General features: G+C 70.8%; 15 protein-coding genes. 4 read left to right on the top strand and 11 right to left on the bottom strand.

Annotation, left to right across the window (positions count from 1 at the left end; translation table 11 throughout):
* Positions 1–437 precede the first annotated feature (437 nt).
* The 3 genes from QSK26_RS27605 to QSK26_RS27595 form a co-directional block, all read right to left on the bottom strand.
* The gene (locus tag QSK26_RS27605) at positions 438–1,583 is read right to left on the bottom strand and encodes an acetyl-CoA C-acetyltransferase (RefSeq protein ID WP_285778182.1); all 1,146 of its coding nucleotides are present in this window, start codon (positions 1,581–1,583) and stop codon (positions 438–440) included.
* A gap of 78 nt (positions 1,584–1,661) precedes the next feature.
* The gene (locus tag QSK26_RS27600) at positions 1,662–2,525 is read right to left on the bottom strand and encodes a class F sortase (protein WP_285778181.1); all 864 of its coding nucleotides are present in this window, start codon (positions 2,523–2,525) and stop codon (positions 1,662–1,664) included.
* Between the two features lie 12 nt (positions 2,526–2,537).
* Entirely contained in the window at positions 2,538–3,173 is a 636-nt protein-coding gene (locus QSK26_RS27595) for a hypothetical protein (protein WP_352244401.1), read from the bottom strand.
* Here QSK26_RS27595 and QSK26_RS41895 point away from each other — a divergent pair.
* Positions 3,127–3,453 (top strand): SipW-dependent-type signal peptide-containing protein, encoded by a 327-nt coding sequence (locus tag QSK26_RS41895; RefSeq protein ID WP_352244400.1) that lies wholly within the window; start codon positions 3,127–3,129, stop codon positions 3,451–3,453. The genes QSK26_RS27595 and QSK26_RS41895 overlap by 47 nt on opposite strands.
* Positions 3,454–3,602: 149 nt before the next feature.
* Here QSK26_RS41895 and QSK26_RS27590 read toward each other — a convergent pair whose 3' ends face one another.
* Both QSK26_RS27590 and QSK26_RS27585 read right to left on the bottom strand, forming a co-directional pair.
* Positions 3,603–4,439 carry a class F sortase gene (locus QSK26_RS27590; RefSeq protein ID WP_285778179.1) on the bottom strand — a complete coding sequence of 279 codons (837 nt, stop codon included), beginning with the start codon at positions 4,437–4,439 and terminating at the stop codon, positions 3,603–3,605.
* Between the two features lie 16 nt (positions 4,440–4,455).
* The gene (locus QSK26_RS27585) at positions 4,456–5,814 is read right to left on the bottom strand and encodes a hypothetical protein (protein ID WP_285778178.1); all 1,359 of its coding nucleotides are present in this window, start codon (positions 5,812–5,814) and stop codon (positions 4,456–4,458) included.
* Positions 5,815–6,049: 235 nt separating this feature from the next.
* Here QSK26_RS27585 and QSK26_RS27580 point away from each other — a divergent pair, with 235 nt between their 5' ends.
* The gene (locus QSK26_RS27580) at positions 6,050–7,195 is read left to right on the top strand and encodes an acyl-CoA dehydrogenase family protein (RefSeq protein ID WP_285778177.1); all 1,146 of its coding nucleotides are present in this window, start codon (positions 6,050–6,052) and stop codon (positions 7,193–7,195) included.
* A gap of 90 nt (positions 7,196–7,285) precedes the next feature.
* On the opposite strand, the gene QSK26_RS27575 is transcribed toward QSK26_RS27580, so the two are convergent.
* The gene (locus tag QSK26_RS27575) at positions 7,286–7,618 is read right to left on the bottom strand and encodes a YnfA family protein (protein WP_285778176.1); all 333 of its coding nucleotides are present in this window, start codon (positions 7,616–7,618) and stop codon (positions 7,286–7,288) included.
* Between the two features lie 10 nt (positions 7,619–7,628).
* Entirely contained in the window at positions 7,629–7,973 is a 345-nt protein-coding gene (locus QSK26_RS27570) for an MmcQ/YjbR family DNA-binding protein (RefSeq protein ID WP_285778175.1), read from the bottom strand.
* Positions 7,974–8,193: 220 nt separating this feature from the next.
* Between QSK26_RS27570 and QSK26_RS27565 the strand changes: the two genes are divergently transcribed.
* Complete coding sequence (locus tag QSK26_RS27565; RefSeq protein ID WP_285778174.1) at positions 8,194–9,750, top strand: methionine--tRNA ligase; 1,557 nt, start codon at positions 8,194–8,196, stop codon at positions 9,748–9,750.
* Between the two features lie 229 nt (positions 9,751–9,979).
* Here QSK26_RS27565 and QSK26_RS27560 read toward each other — a convergent pair whose 3' ends face one another.
* A complete protein-coding gene (locus QSK26_RS27560) occupies positions 9,980–10,876 on the bottom strand; it encodes a helix-turn-helix transcriptional regulator (RefSeq protein WP_285778173.1) in 897 nt (298 codons plus the stop codon).
* A 105-nt stretch (positions 10,877–10,981) separates the two neighbouring features.
* On the opposite strand from QSK26_RS27560, the gene QSK26_RS27555 reads away from it, so the two are divergent.
* Complete coding sequence (locus tag QSK26_RS27555; RefSeq protein WP_285778172.1) at positions 10,982–11,995, top strand: aldo/keto reductase; 1,014 nt, start codon at positions 10,982–10,984, stop codon at positions 11,993–11,995.
* Between the two features lie 35 nt (positions 11,996–12,030).
* On the opposite strand, the gene QSK26_RS27550 is transcribed toward QSK26_RS27555, so the two are convergent.
* The 3 genes from QSK26_RS27550 to QSK26_RS27540 form a co-directional block, all read right to left on the bottom strand.
* Positions 12,031–12,840, bottom strand: coding sequence for an alpha/beta fold hydrolase (locus tag QSK26_RS27550; protein WP_285778171.1), 810 nt, complete (start codon positions 12,838–12,840; stop codon positions 12,031–12,033).
* Between the two features lie 91 nt (positions 12,841–12,931).
* Positions 12,932–15,157, bottom strand: a complete 2,226-nt coding sequence (locus QSK26_RS27545) for an ATP-binding SpoIIE family protein phosphatase (protein ID WP_285778170.1) — start codon at positions 15,155–15,157, stop codon at positions 12,932–12,934.
* Between the two features lie 123 nt (positions 15,158–15,280).
* Positions 15,281–15,985, bottom strand: coding sequence for an iron-dependent transcriptional repressor DtxR (locus tag QSK26_RS27540; RefSeq protein ID WP_285778169.1), 705 nt, complete (start codon positions 15,983–15,985; stop codon positions 15,281–15,283).
* Positions 15,986–16,239 lie beyond the last annotated feature (254 nt).

Below are 16,239 nucleotides of genomic sequence, written 5' to 3'. Positions count from 1 at the left end.
GCGCGGGCGCCACGTACGGTCCAGGCATGTGGATTTTCTCCTGATCGTCGGCGTCGACCGGTTCATCCCGGTCCGCTTCGGCTCAGCTTTCCGACCCCGTTCGTCGCAGACGTGGTGGCTGAGACCACGGCACGGTTCGACTTTCTCGTCGCCGCGTCGCCGTATCCGTGAAGGAGACCTTTATGCGTGCCCGTTTCGTTGGCAAAACCGGTAAGAACCCTGGCCAGCTCCCGCCCCTGCCCCGGCACCAGCCCAGGCGGGTGCCGATGCCGAAGACGCCGCTGCGGCCCATTCAGCAGCCGCGGCGGCTGCCCAAGAGTAAGTAGGCCGGCAGGGAGAACGCCGGTGCCCCGCGCCCAGCGCGGCGCGGGGCACCGGTGTCAGCACCGGCCCGGGAGCCGCCGAGGCCCTGGCCGGTCAGGTGACCGCCGGCGGTGTCAGAGCCGCTCGATGATGGTGACGTTGGCCTGGCCGCCGCCCTCGCACATGGTCTGCAGGCCGTACCTGCCGCCGGTGCGCTCCAGCTCGTGCAGCAGTTTGGTCATCAGGATCGCGCCGGTGCCGCCCAGCGGGTGGCCGAGGGCGATCGCGCCGCCGTTCGGGTTGGTCCGCGCCGGGTCGGCGCCGAGCTCCCTGAGCCAGGCCAGCGGCACCGGGGCGAACGCCTCGTTGATCTCGACGACGTCGATGTCGTCGATGGACAGGCCGGACTTCCGCAACGCCTTGCGGGTCGCCGGGATCGGCGCGGTCAGCATGTAGACCGGGTCGTCGCCGGTGAGCGCGAGGGTGACGATCCTGGCCCTGGGCGTGAGCCCGTGCGCCTTCACCGCCGCCTCGGAGGCGATCAGCACCGCGCCCGAGCCGTCGGAGATCTGGCTGGAGGTGGCGGCGGTGATCTGGCCGTCCTCGCGCAGCGTCTTGAGCTGGGCCAGCTTCTCCAGGGTGCTGTCCGGCCGCGGCCCCTCGTCGTCCGACACCCCGGCGATCGGGGCGATCTGCTCCTTGAAGTGGCCGTTGACGATGGCCTTGGCGGCCCGCTGGTGGCTCTCGTAGGCGTAGCGGTCCAGCTCGTCGCGCTTGAGGTCCCACTTCTGGCACATCAGCTCCGCGCCGCGGAACTGCGAGATCTCCTGCTTGCCGTACCTGGCCACCCAGCCCTCGCCGAACGGGAACGGCATGCCCTTCTCCAGTGCGGCGGTGATGCTCGACCCCATGGGGACGATGCTCATCGACTCCACCCCGGCGGCCACGACGAGGTCCTGCGTGCCGGACAGCACGCCCTGGGCCGCGAAGTGGATGGCCTGCTGGGAGGACCCGCACTGCCGGTCGATGGTGACGCCCGCGACGTTCTCCGGCAGGCCGGCGGACAGCCACGCGTTGCGCGCGATGTCCATGCTCTGCGGGCCGAACTGCATGACGCAGCCCATGATGACGTCGTCGACGGCGGCGGGATCGACGCCGGTCCGCTCGATGAGCGCCTTGAGGGTGTGTGCGGCCAGGTCGGTGGGATGGACGGCGGACAGCCCGCCTTTCTTCTTCCCCACCGGGGTGCGGACCGCCCCGACGATGTACGCCTCTGCCACAGTTCCTCCTCTGCCAAACCGAGCAAAGTTCGGTTACTTGGAGGTTACAACATGTCCGGCCACGCTCGGCGGGACGGTTCAGGACCGACCGGCGCGGTGGCTGCCGGTCATCGTGGCGTAGACGATGACGTTGTCGGTGTAGTGGCCGGTCGTCCTGTTGTAGGTGCCGCCGCAGGTGATCAGGTGCAGTTGCGCGTTCGCCTGCGGACCGTAGACCCGCTCGGTGGGGAAGGTCCTCTTGTCGGCCTGCTCGACCCCGCCCACCGTGAACACCGCCACCGTGCCGTCCTGCCGCTGCACCTCGATCTGGTCGCCGTTGCGCAACTCGTGCAACCGGCTGAAGACCGCGCTGCGGGTGCGGGTGTCCTTGTGGCCCAGCATGACCGCGGGACCCGCCTGCCCGGCCGTCGGCCCGTACCGGTACCAGCCGACCAGGTTGGGGTTGTCCGCCGGCGGCACCTGGATCGTGCCGTCCTTCGCCGTGCCCACCGACCTGATCGGGGCGTTGATGCCCAGCTTCTTCACGATCAGCCGCTGCGGGGTCGAGGGCTGCATCGGCGGCGCGGGCTGGATCGGCGGCAGCGGCGGCGGCACGCTGGCCGGAGCCTCGAACAGCGCCTGTCCCCCGTTGTTCGGCACCGGCGGCTGCGCCTGCATCGGCAGGTCGCTCCGCCCGTCGCTCAGGTCGTACTCCTCCGGGTTCGACCCGATGAACAGCAGCCCGACCAGCACGGTGACCACACCGACCACCGCCGCCAGGATCAGCACCGACCGCATGATCACGACCGGCTTCAGCCCCGTGCCGCCGGTCGCCGGCTCAGGCGCCTCCCACTGCGGCTGCGGCTGAGGGAAGACCATCGGCGGCGGCTGCTGCCCGTAGTACTGCTGCGGGTACCCCTGCGGGTCCCCGGGATAGGGCGGCTGTCCGGGTGGCGTGGTCACCGTCGTCCCAGCTCAGGATCGTGGGCCGGCAGCCGTACGGCGGCGCAGGAAGAGCCCGCCGGCCCCGGCGCCCATCACCAGCAGCGACCCGACCAGCAGGAACATCCGCCCGTCCGGGCCGATCTCGCCGCCGCCACCGGTCGCCGCGCCACCACCGGGCGTCCTGGTGACCTGCTCGTTCCCGCCGGGCGGGGTCGCCGTGACGGTGTGCGTCGTCGTGGTCGTCGGCCTGGGGGTGGTCTGGGTGGGAGTGGGGGTGCCGCTCGTCGTGGTGCTGCTGGGGGTCGCGCTCGGCGTGGTGCTGGCGGTCCCCGAGGCCACGACGACGTTGAGCGAGGGGCCGCCGCCGGTTCCCGGGCTGCACAGGTAAGCCTGGTTGCCCACGTCGAGGTTGAAGGCGCCGGCCTTCAGCGCGACCGTCCCGGTGGCCGTCGGGGTGATCAGCAGCGTCATCGGCGGCACCGGCAGGGTGGCGCCGGCCGCGAGGGCGGCGGCCTGGGTGGCGGAGCCGTCGGCGGGGACGTTCACGCCCGTCGTCGCCGTGGTGAGCGGGGTGCCGCTGGCGGTCACCGTCGCGTAGACGTCCACCGGGGCGTTCGCGGTGACCGCCGCGGTGGCCGTGAGGGCGTTGCTGGCGGGCTGCGACACGTTCCAGGTGATCGTGGCCGTCGCGCTCGCCGCGGGCGTGGCCGCCGGGGGCACGAGCTCCATCTGGAACGACACGGTCTGGGTGGGGCCCCCGCCGCCCACGCCGTCGGTGGCATCGGCGTCGGTACAGGTGTACGTCACGGTCGAGGGCACCGCGATGGCGGGGAGAGCTCCGAAGACCAGACCTCCTCCGACGACACCCAGGGCAGCGGTCTTCAGGGCGACGCGACGTCGCGCCTTCGACATATGCACTGTCCAACTCCGTTTCCACGCGGCTTGACCGATTCGACAGGCCAGCATCCCAGTCGCCAGTCACGGTTCGATGGAGATCCTATGAACTCGGACTGCCAAATGGTGTCTGTCCGTAGAAATCGGGCATAGATTCTCCCTCGTAACGGGAGATCCCTCACGTAGAGTGTAAAGCGCGTGTCAACGGGGCGTCTTCGACAGGGTCGCATAGACGATGATGTTGTCCGTGTAACTGTGCTTGGCCGGGTTGAAGACCCCGCCGCAGGTGATCAGCCGCAGGCTCGCGTCGTTCAGGTTGCTGTAGACCCGGTTCGTCGGGAACGTGCTCTTGCTGACCTGCTCGACACCGTCCACGGTGAACTCCACCGTCCTGCCGTCCGAGCGGGACACCTTGATCTTGTCCCCGCGTTTCACCTCGCGCAGCCGGCTGAAGACCGCGGGCCCCTGCCTGTTGTTCACGTGCCCCACGATCACGGCCGGGCCGATCTCCCCCGGGACGGGACCGAGCCGGTACCAGCCGGCGAGGTTGCGCTCGTTCAGCGGCGGCACCTCGATCTCACGGTTCTTCTGCAGGCCGAGCGAGCTGAGCGGCGCCGACACGCCGATGTGCGGGATGGACAGCCTGGTGGGCCGGGTCGCCTTGGCGGTCTTCACCGGCGGCGGCGCCTGTACGGCGGGCAGCGGCGGCGGCGCGGCGGGCTCCGCCGGGGTCAGCGGCACACCCGGACCCCCCGGGCCGACGCTCGGCAGCACCACCGGCTGCGCCACCTGCTGCACGGTCGCCGCGTCCGGCACCTGCCCCGGTCCCGGCACGGGGGCGAGCGCGGCCGCGTTGGCGACCGGCTCACCCTCACTCGACGCCGGCGTCAGGTAGGTCAGCAACCCGGCCATGATCGCCGCGATCCCGCCGAGGGAGCCGACGACGAGAAGCGTGGGCAGGGCCGCCGCACGCGCGCGCTTCGCACCGGGGCCCGGGTCGTTCACCGGGCCGGACGGCCGCGTACCTGGATCTGACACCGCGTCTCCCCCGCTCTCAGCCGAGTCCTGCGTCCGAGCGCGCGCCGGCGTGCAGGGCCCGTCGCCGTACCGCGACCCCGCCCAGCACCGCTCCGGCGAGCATGACCCCGCCCCCGCCGATCAGCATCGCCCCCATCGGGCCGCGCTCCGGCGCCTCACCGGTCTGCGCCGCGCCCAGCGGCGTCACCCGCACCTGCGCGGTCGCGGTGGCGGTCACCGTGGTCGTGGGCCGCGGCGTCGTGGTGGTGAAGGTCGTCTGCGTACCGGTGGTCGTGGTGTTGTTGCCCGTGTTGTTGTTGCCGTTGTTCCCGTTGTCGCCGTTGTTCCCGTTGTCGTCGCCGTTGTCGTCATCGTCCGGCGGCGTCTCCTCGTCCGTCGGGGTCGCACTCGGGGTCGGGCTCGGGCTCTCGGAGGCCCCGCCGCCAACAGTGATCTTGAACGAGGCGCGCTGAACGTCCGGGGTACAGGTAGACCTGAAAATCGGCGGCGGGTTGTTGAGGTCCCTGGTGATCACCTTGAACGCGTCGATGATCGCCCATTTGTCCTGCTGAAGATTGGTGATCGTCAGCTTGTGGTCCGCCTTGTAGGGCAGGTTGCGCATGCTCCACAGGGTGTAGCCGCCCGCGTTGACCGTGTTCACCGTCGTACCGTCGTCGTTCTTCGACGGGTCGGCGTTCGCGGGGACGCCGTTGGCGTCATCGAGCCAGAAGTGCAGGTTGCCCGCGTTGAGGTCCTTCTCGGTGATGAACTCCACGCCCGTGCCGGCGAAGGTCAGGGTCACGCTGTCGTTGGCCGTGGTGGTGCCGTGCACGTCACGACCGTGGTTGTTCCACGCCAGTTCCCTGTTGTTGTAGTCGCCCCAGCCCGTTCCGTTCCTGTAGTCCAGCGCAGGGTCATCGTCGTTGACAATCCGGTCGGACGCCGAGGGCGTGAAATCGACCACCAACCTGCGCGGTGAGATCGTGATCTCGCCCGGCGCGCTCGCGCCAACCTCACCTGTCACCAACTCGGGCAGTCTGAGCCGCTCGCCGATGCGGAGCGCCGCCTGATCGATGGACCCTTCGGCGGCGTCATTACCGGTCCAGGGGCCCGCGATGTTCAGGAATCCCTTGGCGGAAAGCGCCGATCCCTCAGCCAGGTAACCGGGCGAAGTGAAAGCTGTCTGGTCCCGATACTTGATGTCCCACTTCACATCTATCGGAGCACCGACGGTCATTGTGGTCGGCGCCGTTACTGTGACTCGCAGCTTGGTGCCGTCTCCAACGCCGCCCTCACATGTGTAATCCAGCACGACACCGACCGTGTCGGCGACGGCGGGAACCCCTGGAAGTACGAACAATCCCCCCGCCACCAGCGTCAACGCCGAGGCGGCCACCGTTCTACGGAGCCGAACTCCCCACCTGACCACCGCATTCTCCGATCCCACGGATCCGGCCGGAAACCAGCCGGCTGATCACAAGCCCCGTGGGATCGTACTCACTACGGAAAGGGGCAAGACGCACTTATAGCGAATGTGGCGGACTTGTGACAATGACGCATCCAACACGACTCGGCCACTTTGCCGTACCGGAGAGTAACATGAACCTTGTTCTGGCCCCAGGGAGGCACGAATGCGGCGAGATCTCTTCGACGAGGAGCACCTGCTCTTCCGTGACACCGTCCGCGAGTTCATGGCGCGCGAGGTGGCCCCGCACCACGCGCAGTGGGAGAAGGACGGCATCGTCCCGCGCGAGATCTGGAAGCGGGCCGGCGAGCTGGGCATGTTCGGCTTCGGGGTGCCGGAGGAGTACGGCGGGGCGGGGATCACCGACTTCCGCTACAACGCGGTGATCCTGGAGGAGATCCTCCGGATCGGCGCCACCGGCCTCGGCTTCTCGCTGCACAACGACGTCATGGCCCCCTACCTGACCGACCTCACCGACGAGGAGCAGAAGCAACGCTGGCTGCCCGGCTTCGCGTCCGGCGAGCTGATCACCGCGATCGCGATGACCGAGCCGGGCGCGGGCAGCGACCTGCAGGGCATCCGCACCACGGCTGTCCGCGACGGCGACCACTACGTCGTCAACGGGCAGAAGACCTTCATCACCAACGGCATCAACGCCGACCTGGTCGTGGTGGTCGCCAAGACCGACCCGGAGAAGGGGGCGCGCGGCACCACGCTGCTCGTGGTCGAGCGCGGCATGGAGGGGTTCGGCCGCGGTCGCAACCTGGAGAAGGTCGGCATGCACGCCCAGGACACCGCCGAGCTGTTCTTCGAGGGCGTCCGGGTCCCGGTGGCCAACCGGCTGGGCGACCAGGACGGGCAGGGTTTCTACCAGCTCATGCGCAACCTGCCGCAGGAGCGGCTGTCCATCGCGGTCGCGGCGGTGGCCACCGCGGAGACGGTGCTCGACCTGACCGTCGAGTACTGCCGCGATCGCACGGCGTTCGGGCACAGCATCGGCGGCTTCCAGAACACCCGCTTCGTGCTCGCCGAGCTGGCCACCGAGGTCGAGATCGCCCGGCACTACGTCGACAAGTGCGTCCTCGCCCTCAACGCGGGCGAGCTGACCGCCGTCGACGCCGCCAAGGCCAAGTGGTGGACCACCGAGCTGCAGACCAGGCTCATCGACCGCTGCCTCCAGTTGCACGGCGGCTACGGCTACATGATGGAGTATCCGGTGGCCAGGGCGTGGCTGGACAGCCGGGTCCAGACCATCTACGGCGGCACCACCGAGATCATGAAGGAGATCATCGGCCGCTCCTTCGGCTTCTGACCACCCAGCCCCCGGCCCCTTCCCACCCGGCACCCGGCCTCTGCCCACCCAGCATCCGGCCTTTGACCAGCCGGCGCCGCCGTACCGGTCTCAGCCGCGCGGCGCGTACATGATCACGGCCACTCCCACCAGGCACACGGCGGCGCCGATCACATCCCAGCGGTCCGGCCGGAACCCGTCCATCAGCACGCCCCAGACCAGCGACCCGGCGACGAACACCCCGCCGTAGGCGGCGAGGATGCGCCCGAAGTTGGCGTCGGGCTGCAAGGTGGCCACGAACCCGTAGAGCCCGAGCGCGACGACCCCCGCCCCGATCCACACCAGCCCGCGCTGCTCCCGCACCCCCTGCCACACCAGCCACGCCCCGCCGATCTCAGCCAGCGCCGCCAGCCCGAACAGCAACAGTGACCGCAGCACCGTCATGAGCGCGACGCTACCGGCCGGCCTCGTGGGACTCGACCAGTTGTCTGGGCGCGGTGAGGGACCATGCCTCGGTGACCAGCTCGAAGAGCTCGTCGGGGTCGATCCTGGCCAGGTGGACGACGACCCAGCCGAAGCGGCCCGCGGTGAACTGCGGCTCGAAGACGTCGGGGCGCTCGGCGACCATGGCTATCTGCTCCTCGATGGTGGCCTTGAGGCCGACGGTCTCCGTCTTCTCCCACAGGTAGCCGAACCCCTTGCCGCGCACCTTCAGCGAGACCCAGGAACCGCCGTCGCTCTGCTGCACCTCGGGCAGCTCGTCCAGCATGGACAGGAAGTCCTCGACGCTCACGCTCATGGCCCACATGTAACCAGATGCCACCGACGTTCCGGGATGCGGCGGAAAACCGGCGGTGCCGCGCGCGGAGGACGCCTATCCTGATCTCATGTCCGCATCCGCACGCCAGACCATGGCGCCCCGCTCACGGGGCCGCTGACGCGCGTACGGACGATCTTCCGAGGCCCTGTTCACGGGGCCTCGACGCGTTTCGGAGCCCCCTTCTCCCCCGGAGGTTCCGGTGACCGTCTACATCACGACCACGATTCCCTACGTCAACGCCCGTCCCCATCTGGGATTCGCGCTGGAGCTGGTCCAGGCGGACGTGCTCGCCCGGTTCCACCGCCGCCGGGGGGAGGCGGTCCGGTTCCAGACCGGCACCGACGACAACTCGCTGAAGAACGTGCTGGCCGCCGAGGCCGCCGGCGTGCCCGTCCAGGAGTTCGTGGACCGCAACGCCGAGGCGTTCGTCGCGCTGCGCGAGCCGCTGGAGCTGGCGGTGGACGACGTGATCCGCACCAGCCGCGACCCGCGGCACCGGCCGGGCGTGGAGCGGCTGTGGCGGGCCTGCGCCGACGCGGGCGACCTCTACCGCGAGCATTACGAGGGTCTCTACTGCGTCGGCTGCGAGCAGTTCTACCAACCGGCGGAGCTGACCGGCGGGCGATGCCCCGAACACGGCACCGAGCCGCAGCGGGTCGCCGAGGAGAACTGGTTCTTCCGGCTGTCCCGCCACGCCGACCGGCTGCACGACGCCATCGCCGGGGGGCGGCTGCGCGTCGAGCCCGCCGAGCGCCGCAACGAGGTCCTCGCCTTCATCGCCGGCGGCCTGGCCGACTTCTCCATCTCCCGGTCCACCGCACGGGCGCGCGGTTGGGGCATCCCCGTGCCCGGCGACCCCGGCCAGGTCGTCTACGTGTGGTGGGACGCGCTCGGCAACTACCTCACCGCGCTGGGCTACGGCACCGGCGGCGACGACCTGCGCCGCTGGTGGACCGGCGCGGACCGGCGGGTCCACCTGGTGGGCAAGGGTGTCCTCCGGTTCCACGCCGTCTACTGGCCCGCGATGCTGCTGTCGGCCGGCCTGCCGCTGCCCACCCACGTCGTGGTGCACGACTACCTCACCGCGAACGGCAGGAAGATCAGCAAGTCCGGCGGGAACTCCGGTGGGGACGCCGCCGACCCGGTGGCCCTCACCCGGGCGTACGGCACCGACGCCGTGCGCTGGTGGCTGCTCCGCGAGGTGCCCCGCGTCGGCGACGCCGACTTCACCGTGGAACGGCTGATCGCCCGCGCCGACGACGAGCTCGCCAACGGCGTGGGCAATCTGGTCAACCGGGTGGTCTCCATGATCCATCGCTACCGCGCCGGCCACGTGCCGGGCGCGGCCGGCGCGGCCGGCACGGCGGAGCTGGAGCGGGTCGCGGCGGGGGCGCCCGGCACGGCGGAGCTGGAGCGGGCCTGCCGGGAGGCGCCGGAGCGGGTCGCCGCGGCGCTGGCCGAGTTCGACTTCCGCCGGGCCGCCTCGGCCGTGTGGGCGGTGGCCGACGAGGCCAACCGCTACGTCAACCTGGCCCGTCCCTGGGAACTGGCCAGGGACGGCGACGACGCCCTCGACGCCGTCCTCGCCGCCCTGCTGCGCGCCTGCCGGACGGTCGGCGACCACCTGGAGCCCTTCCTGCCCGGCGCCGCGGCCCGCGTCACCGCGCAGTGCGCGCCGGTGGACGGCGTCCTGCCCGCGCCCCGCCCGCTCTTCACAAGGCTCGGCTCACCGGCGCGCCCGCCCCGCCCGGCATGAGCACCCGCCCGGCATAAGCACGCGCAAGGGGGTACGAACCCCCACGGCGTGAGAACTCGCCCCGCGTGACAGCCCACCCGGCGTGAGATCCTGACGCGCGGGACCCGGGCGGCGCATACTGGGGGGCAGGCGGGCCCGGACGGAGGCGGTGGCGGTGGACAGCGGTCTGATACTGCTGGTGTTCCTGGCTCTGCTGTTCGCCTGGGGGCTCAACCGGGTCCGGCGGACGCTACGGCTCAGCCCGATCGGCTATGCCGGCGTGATGGTCGCGTTCATCATCGTCATGCTCGCGGTCTGGGGCCAGACGCTCCGCTAGCGTCCAGCTCGCCAGCAGGGACAGGCCCCTGGCCGCGGCGGTGCCCGGCTCGGCGGCGTAGGCCACGAGCGACTGGTCGCTCCGCCCGGCGACGCCGAAGGTCTGGAAGTGCAGGGTCATCTCGCCGGCCAGCGGATGCGTGAACCGCTTGGTCCCGTAGGTCTTCTCCCGCACGTTGAGGTCGGCCCACCACTGGCGGAACAGCTCGCTCTTGACCGACAGCTCGCCGATGAGGGCCGTCAGCCGGGCGTCGTCCGGGAAGCGGGCGGCGTTGAGCCGGACGATGGCGACGGTGTCCCTGGCCTTGCGTTCCCAGTCGGGGAAGATGTCGCGGACGCGGTCGTCGAGGAAGCAGAGCAGCAGCCAGTTGCGCCGGTCCGCCGGCAGCTCCCCGAAGTCGAAGATCAGCGCGGCGGCCATCCGGTTCCAGGCCAGGATGTCGACGCGATGGTCGATCACGTAGGCCGGTGTGCTGTCCATCGAGTCCAGCAGGTATCGCAGGTGCGGCACGACGGTGTGCGTCGTCCGCACCCGGCCGCGGACCGGCTTGACCAGGTTGTACAGGTACGTCCGTTCGTCGGCGTCCAGGCGAAGTTCGCGGGCCAGCGCGTCGAGCACCTCTTCCGACACGTTCCCGCAACGTCCCTGTTCGAGGCGCATGTAGTAATCCGCACTCATTCCGGCGAGCTGCGCCAGCTCCTCACGGCGCAGGCCGGGTACGCGACGGCGTCCGAAGGTCGGCAACCCCACATCCTCCGGGCGGACCCGCGCACGGCGCGATTTCAGGAATTCTCCCAGGTCCCTACCCATACCACACAGTATCCACAGCATTCCCACAGGTGTGACTAGCCGTATGACTCCTAGGCATCGCGCGGCCCTGGGTAAGTCCCCGCTCCCGGCATGACAGTGGTGGCCATGGACCTTGCAGACATGCGGATGTCCGGCGGCGTCGGCCTGGGCACCTGGGCCATGGGCGGCTCGGGCTGGCGGTTCTCGTGGGGCCCGGCCGACGACACCGACTCGATCGCGACCGTCTACCGCGCGGTCGAGCGGGGGATCGACTGGATCGACACCGCCGCCATCTACGGCTTCGGCCACGCGGAGGAGATCCTCGGCAAGGCGCTCGCCGCCCTTCCCGCCGCTGATCGTCCGCATGTCTTCACCAAGACCGGGATGATGTGGGAGGAGGGCGACCGGGGCGGCGGGCCGTACCGGATCATGACGCCGGTCGGCGTGCGGCGGGCGGTGGAGGACTCGCTGCGCAGGCTGCGCACCGAGCGAATCGACCTCTACGGGGTGCACTGGCCGCCGCTGGGCGACGCCGTCGGCCTGGCCGGCGTGTCCGGCGATCCGACCCCGCTGGAGGAGTACTGGCAGGTCATGGCGGATCTGAGGCGGGCGGGCAAGGTCGGGGCGATCGGGCTGTCCAACCACGACATCGTCCAGCTTGACGCGGCGGAACGCGTCGCCCACGTCGACGCCGTCAGCTTCCCGCTGTCGCTGATCAACCGGTCCGCGACCGCCGAACTGGCCTGGGCCAGGGAGAACGGCTCGGCGGCGATCGCGTTCTCGCCGATGCACTCGGGCCTGCTGAGCGGCACGTTCTCCCGGCGGCGGGCGATCGGCCTGCCCCGGGACGACTGGCGGCGCCACGAACCGGCGTTCACCACCCGCCTCGCCGCGAACCTGGCCGTCACCGGCACCCTGACCGCGCTGGCCGAACAGCGCGGCGTCTCCACCGCGGCGATGGCGGTCGCCTGGACGCTCGCCTGGCCCGGCGTCAGCGGCGCCGTCGTGGGCGCCCGCACGCCGGAACACGTCGACGGCTGGGCCGGGGCGGACGCGCTGCGCCTCACCCCCGCCGAACTCACCGAGATCGCCTCGGCCCTGGCCGACACCGGGGCAGGCCAGGGCCCGATCAAACCCTGAGGCCGGACCGGCCCACGCCCGCTCGGCCCACGGGGTCAGTCCGCCGTTTCGGGTGCGCCGGGCAGGGTGGCCTCGTGCAGCACCCGGGCGACCAGTGCGGGATCGTCGCTCATCGGCACGTGGCCGCACCCCTTCAGCAGCTTGACCCGCTGCCCGGACCACCGCGCGGCCCGTACGGCCTGGCGGCGCAGCAGCAGGCGGTCGCGCTCGCCCCAGGCGATGGTGACCGGCACCTTGGGCGGCGCGGGCGGCATCATCCAGACGAAGGAGTCGAGCGTCTGGTCGAACCCCCGGGACTCGCGCAGCGCCTGGGCCGCGTCCGTCACCGCCTGGGGGCTCAGCTTCGACGGGTGCGCGACCAGGAGGCCGTGCGACAGGATCCGCCCCAGGGGGGACTCGGCGACGGCGGCCCTGCGGCCGGGCGGCATGGTGCTCGTGGCCGAGCGCAGCAGCTTCAGCACCGCCCGCGCGTAGACCAGTTCGGGCTCGGACCAGAACCCGGCGGGCGACAGCGCCGCGGCGGTCCTGATCACCCCGCGCGAGGCCAGCTCAAGGGCGACGTACCCGCCGAAGGAGTTGCCCGCCACGTCCGGCTCGCGCACGCCCAGCCGGGTGCAGAACGCGTCGATCGCGTCGGCCATCGCCTCCGCGGTGTACGGCGTGCCGGGCGGCAGCGGCGGTGAGCCGCCGAACCCGGGCAGGTCCACGGCGATGACGTCATGCGCGGCGGCGAGCCGGTCCAGCACCGGCGCCCACGCCTGCCAGTGGTGCCCGATCCCGTGCAGCAGGACCAGCGGCGGGCCGTGACCACGACGTTCGTAGGTCAGCTCCATAATCCGAGTCAAGCACCGATCCCCGCCGCTGCCTACCACCGACGCCCGCCTGGAACCCCAGGCGGCGGCCCCGCTCAGCCGGCCCGGCCCAGACGGTCCCGGATCAGCGGGAACGGGTGGGGATCTCGAACCAGACGGCCTTGCCCTCCCTGGTGGGGCGCGAACCCCAGCGGCGGGCGAGCTGGTCCACGAGGTAGAGGCCGCGGCCGCCCTCGTCGTTCTCCCCCGCGCTGCGGATGCGCGGCAGGCGGAGATCCTGGTCGAACACCTCGACCCAGACGGCGTCCCTGCCCCGGCGCAGGCGGAGGATGAACTCCTTCTCGCCCACGGTCTCCGCTTCCTCCAGCTCGGGAAGATCCCACGGGTCCTCGAACGGCAGCGGCGGGCCCTCCATCGCCAGCCCCCGGCGCGGAGTGCTCGCGGCGGCGGCGTGCAGCACGACGTTGGTGACGACCTCGGAGACGAGCAGGCAGGCCAGCTCGGCCCGCTCCTCCGGCACGTTCCAGCTGGAGAATGCCTCTGAAGCCATCCGCCGCGCCTCGCCCACCATGATCGGCTGCGCGGGGAAGGTGCGCTCCTCGACGTCGAGGTCGGTGGAGCTGGAGCGGATCACCAGGATCGCCATGTCGTCGTCGATCTCGCCGGGCACCGCGGCGGTGGCCGCCTCGGCGATCTGCTCGACGGACGCGGTGTGCATCTTGGCGAGCTTGTCGCACAGCACGCCGAGCGTCTCCGCCTCGCCGGGCATGTTGCCGTCGGCGTCACGGGAGGGGCGGCGGTCGACCAGGCCGTCGGTGTAGAGGAGCAGCGCCGCGCCGGGCGGCAGCGTGCGCGTCTCCTCCTTGTAGACGAGGTCGGCGGGCAGACCCTTGGCGTGCACGCCGAGCGGCTGGCCCACCTCGGAGATCTCCAGCTCCTGGCAGACGCCGTCGATGAGGAGCAGCGGCGGGGCGTGCCCGGCGTTGGCGAAGGAGAGCTGCCGGGACCAGGCGTCGTAGACCATGTACTGGCAGGTCACGATGGCCGGGCCGTCGACGTCGGCCTCACCGCTCCCCCGGTCGGCCACGATGCGGGTCCAGTCGTCCAGCCTGGCGAGGATGTCGGCGGGCGACTTGTCGTCCTGGGCGAAGGCGCGCAGCGCGGCGCGGAGCTGGCCCATGACCGCCGCCGCCTTGGCGCCCCGGCCCTCGACGTCGCCGATGACGATGCCGACCCGGCCGGCGGACAGCGGGATCACGTCGTACCAGTCGCCGCCCACCTGGGTCTGGATGCCCTGCCCGTGCGAGGCGAGCGGGGCGGCGGGGAAGTAGCGCACCGCGATGTCCAGCCCGTCGAGCTGGGGCAGGGCGCGGGGCAGCAGGTACTTCTGGAAGGACTCGGCGGTGTGCCGCTCCTCCTCGAAGAGCAGCGCGTTGTCCACGGCCAGGGCGACGCGGGTGGCGATGGCGCCGACGAAGTCGCGGTCGAAGGCGTCGTAGTGCGGGCTGCGCCGGTCGGTCAGGTTGGACAGCCCGAGGTACATGAGGCCGAGGATCTCGCCGCGCACGGCCAGCGGGGCGGCGATCGCCGAGGTCAGGCCGATCTCGCCGGACAGCCGCACGCTGCCCGGGCTCGGCGCGGGGTAGCTGACCTGGGAGAAGTCCTCGACGAGGATGGTCTCCTGGCGGCGCAGCGCGGCGTCGACGTAATGCCCGGCGGGGTAACGGATCTCCGAGCCCACCGGCAGCCAGGTGCCGGGCGGCGGGGACCAGCCGGGCACGTGGGTGGACACCCGGCGGATGAGCCGGTCGTTCTCCATCAGCTCGATGAAGCAGTGGTCGGCGAACTGCGGGACCAGCATCTCGGCGACCCGCTTCAGGGTCTCCTCGACGTAGAGCGATCCGGCCAGCCGCTCGCCGATGCGCTCCAGCAGGCCGAAGCGGTCCTTCTCCCGCTCGTTGCTGCGCATCGCCTCGCGGGCGGTGATGACGATGCCGGTCACCGAGCCCGAGGAGTGCCGCAGCGGCACGGCCTGGGCCCGGACGTAGATCATCGTGCCGTCGCCGCGCCGGACGTCTACGGTGCCCTCCCACACGCCGCCCTTGAGCACGTGCTTGGCGAGCTCCACCGACAGCGGGTGGTCCCGCTCCATGATCCCCAGGGAGAGCACCGGCTGGTCACGCGGGCCGTGCCGCCCGGGACGGCCGAACAGCTTCTCGGCGAACGGGTTCCAGTAGAGGAGATTGCTGAACCTGTCGGTGACGACCACCGCCATCTCCGCGTGGTCCAGGACGGAACCGGGCGACAGGTGATCGGTGGCATCCTGTGACAGATCCCCCCAGCGCTTCATCCGGTTACCACCTCTTGGCGGTGACCGTGCGCGTTAAGAACCACGGGCGCTCCTGCTGCAGTCTCGGCCGGGGAGTGGGCCGGGCGCTCCCCTATGGGATTCAACCAAGCAGTCGCGGCGAGGTCAGCGCTTGGAGACAAAAACGTGCGCGGCAACATCACGCGGTAGCTCCGCGAGAGAGTTGTCCGTCTCGTCGTCACCTGTCACCCGCACACCGTCGTCGCTCGCCGCGAGCGTCACCTCGCGTCCGGGTTGTATCCCAACTTGCTTGAGTTTAAGCATCACAGCAGGATCGCTTTGCACTTGTTCGCTAATTCGGCGCACGACGACGGCCAGCCCCTTGGCGCCGGCCACGTCGAGCATCGCGATCACGGGGTCCTCGGCGTCGTCCCCGGCGTCGCTGACGCCGAGCTCGGACAGGCCGGGGATGGGGTTGCCGTGCGGGCACATCGTCGGGTGGCCGAGCAGGGTGACCAGCCTGGCCTCCACCGACTCGGACATCACGTGCTCCCACCGGCAGGCCTCGACGTGCACCTCTTCCCAGGGCAGGCCGATCACCTGGATGAGCAGACACTCCGCGAGACGGTGCTTGCGCATGACGCGGGTCGCCAGCGCGCGGCCCAGCTCGGTCATGGTGAGGTGACGGTCGCCCTCGACTCGCACCAGACCGTCGCGCTCCATCCGCGCGACCGTCTGACTCACCGTCGGCCCGCTCTGCGTCAGCCGCTCGGCGATGCGCGCCCGGAGTGGGACGATGCCCTCTTCTTCCAACTCGTAGATCGTGCGGAGATACATCTCCGTCGTGTCGATCAGGCCGTGTGCGGTCAAGGCTCCTCCCGTCCACTTTCGATGCTACGCCCGTCGTCCTGGGAGTGAGACCACATGCCGAGGGCACAAAACCATTCGATCGCACGAACGATCCAGCTGGTTGACAACGGCAACACCGGCGCGGAGCGTTTCGTTCCTGCCGGGTTCACACTACCGGGATTACGGCACCCGGCGGCCGGTTGTCGATGTTGTGATCTACATGGCGCGGCCGTTCCCGCGGTGTTCGCCGAGGTGCGCCCGCCACGCGTTTCCCG

The organism is Microtetraspora sp. NBRC 13810 (assembly GCF_030268685.1).
Lineage (GTDB): Bacteria > Actinomycetota > Actinomycetes > Streptosporangiales > Streptosporangiaceae > BSRQ01.
Note: the sequence above shows the minus strand (reverse complement) of the source record. Positions and strands in the feature narration are given on the sequence as shown.

Bases quoted from the DNA above. Each gene is read 5' to 3' on its own strand.
- QSK26_RS27580 (WP_285778177.1), top strand. From the start codon at position 6,050: ATGCGGCGAGATCTCTTCGACGAGGAGCACCTGCTCTTCCGTGACACC.
- QSK26_RS27555 (WP_285778172.1), top strand. From the start codon at position 10,982: ATGGACCTTGCAGACATGCGGATGTCCGGCGGCGTCGGCCTGGGCACC.
- QSK26_RS27570 (WP_285778175.1), bottom strand. From the start codon at position 7,973: ATGAGCGTGAGCGTCGAGGACTTCCTGTCCATGCTGGACGAGCTGCCC.
- QSK26_RS27560 (WP_285778173.1), bottom strand. From the start codon at position 10,876: ATGGGTAGGGACCTGGGAGAATTCCTGAAATCGCGCCGTGCGCGGGTC.
- QSK26_RS27575 (WP_285778176.1), bottom strand. From the start codon at position 7,618: ATGACGGTGCTGCGGTCACTGTTGCTGTTCGGGCTGGCGGCGCTGGCT.
- QSK26_RS27545 (WP_285778170.1), bottom strand. From the start codon at position 15,157: ATGAAGCGCTGGGGGGATCTGTCACAGGATGCCACCGATCACCTGTCG.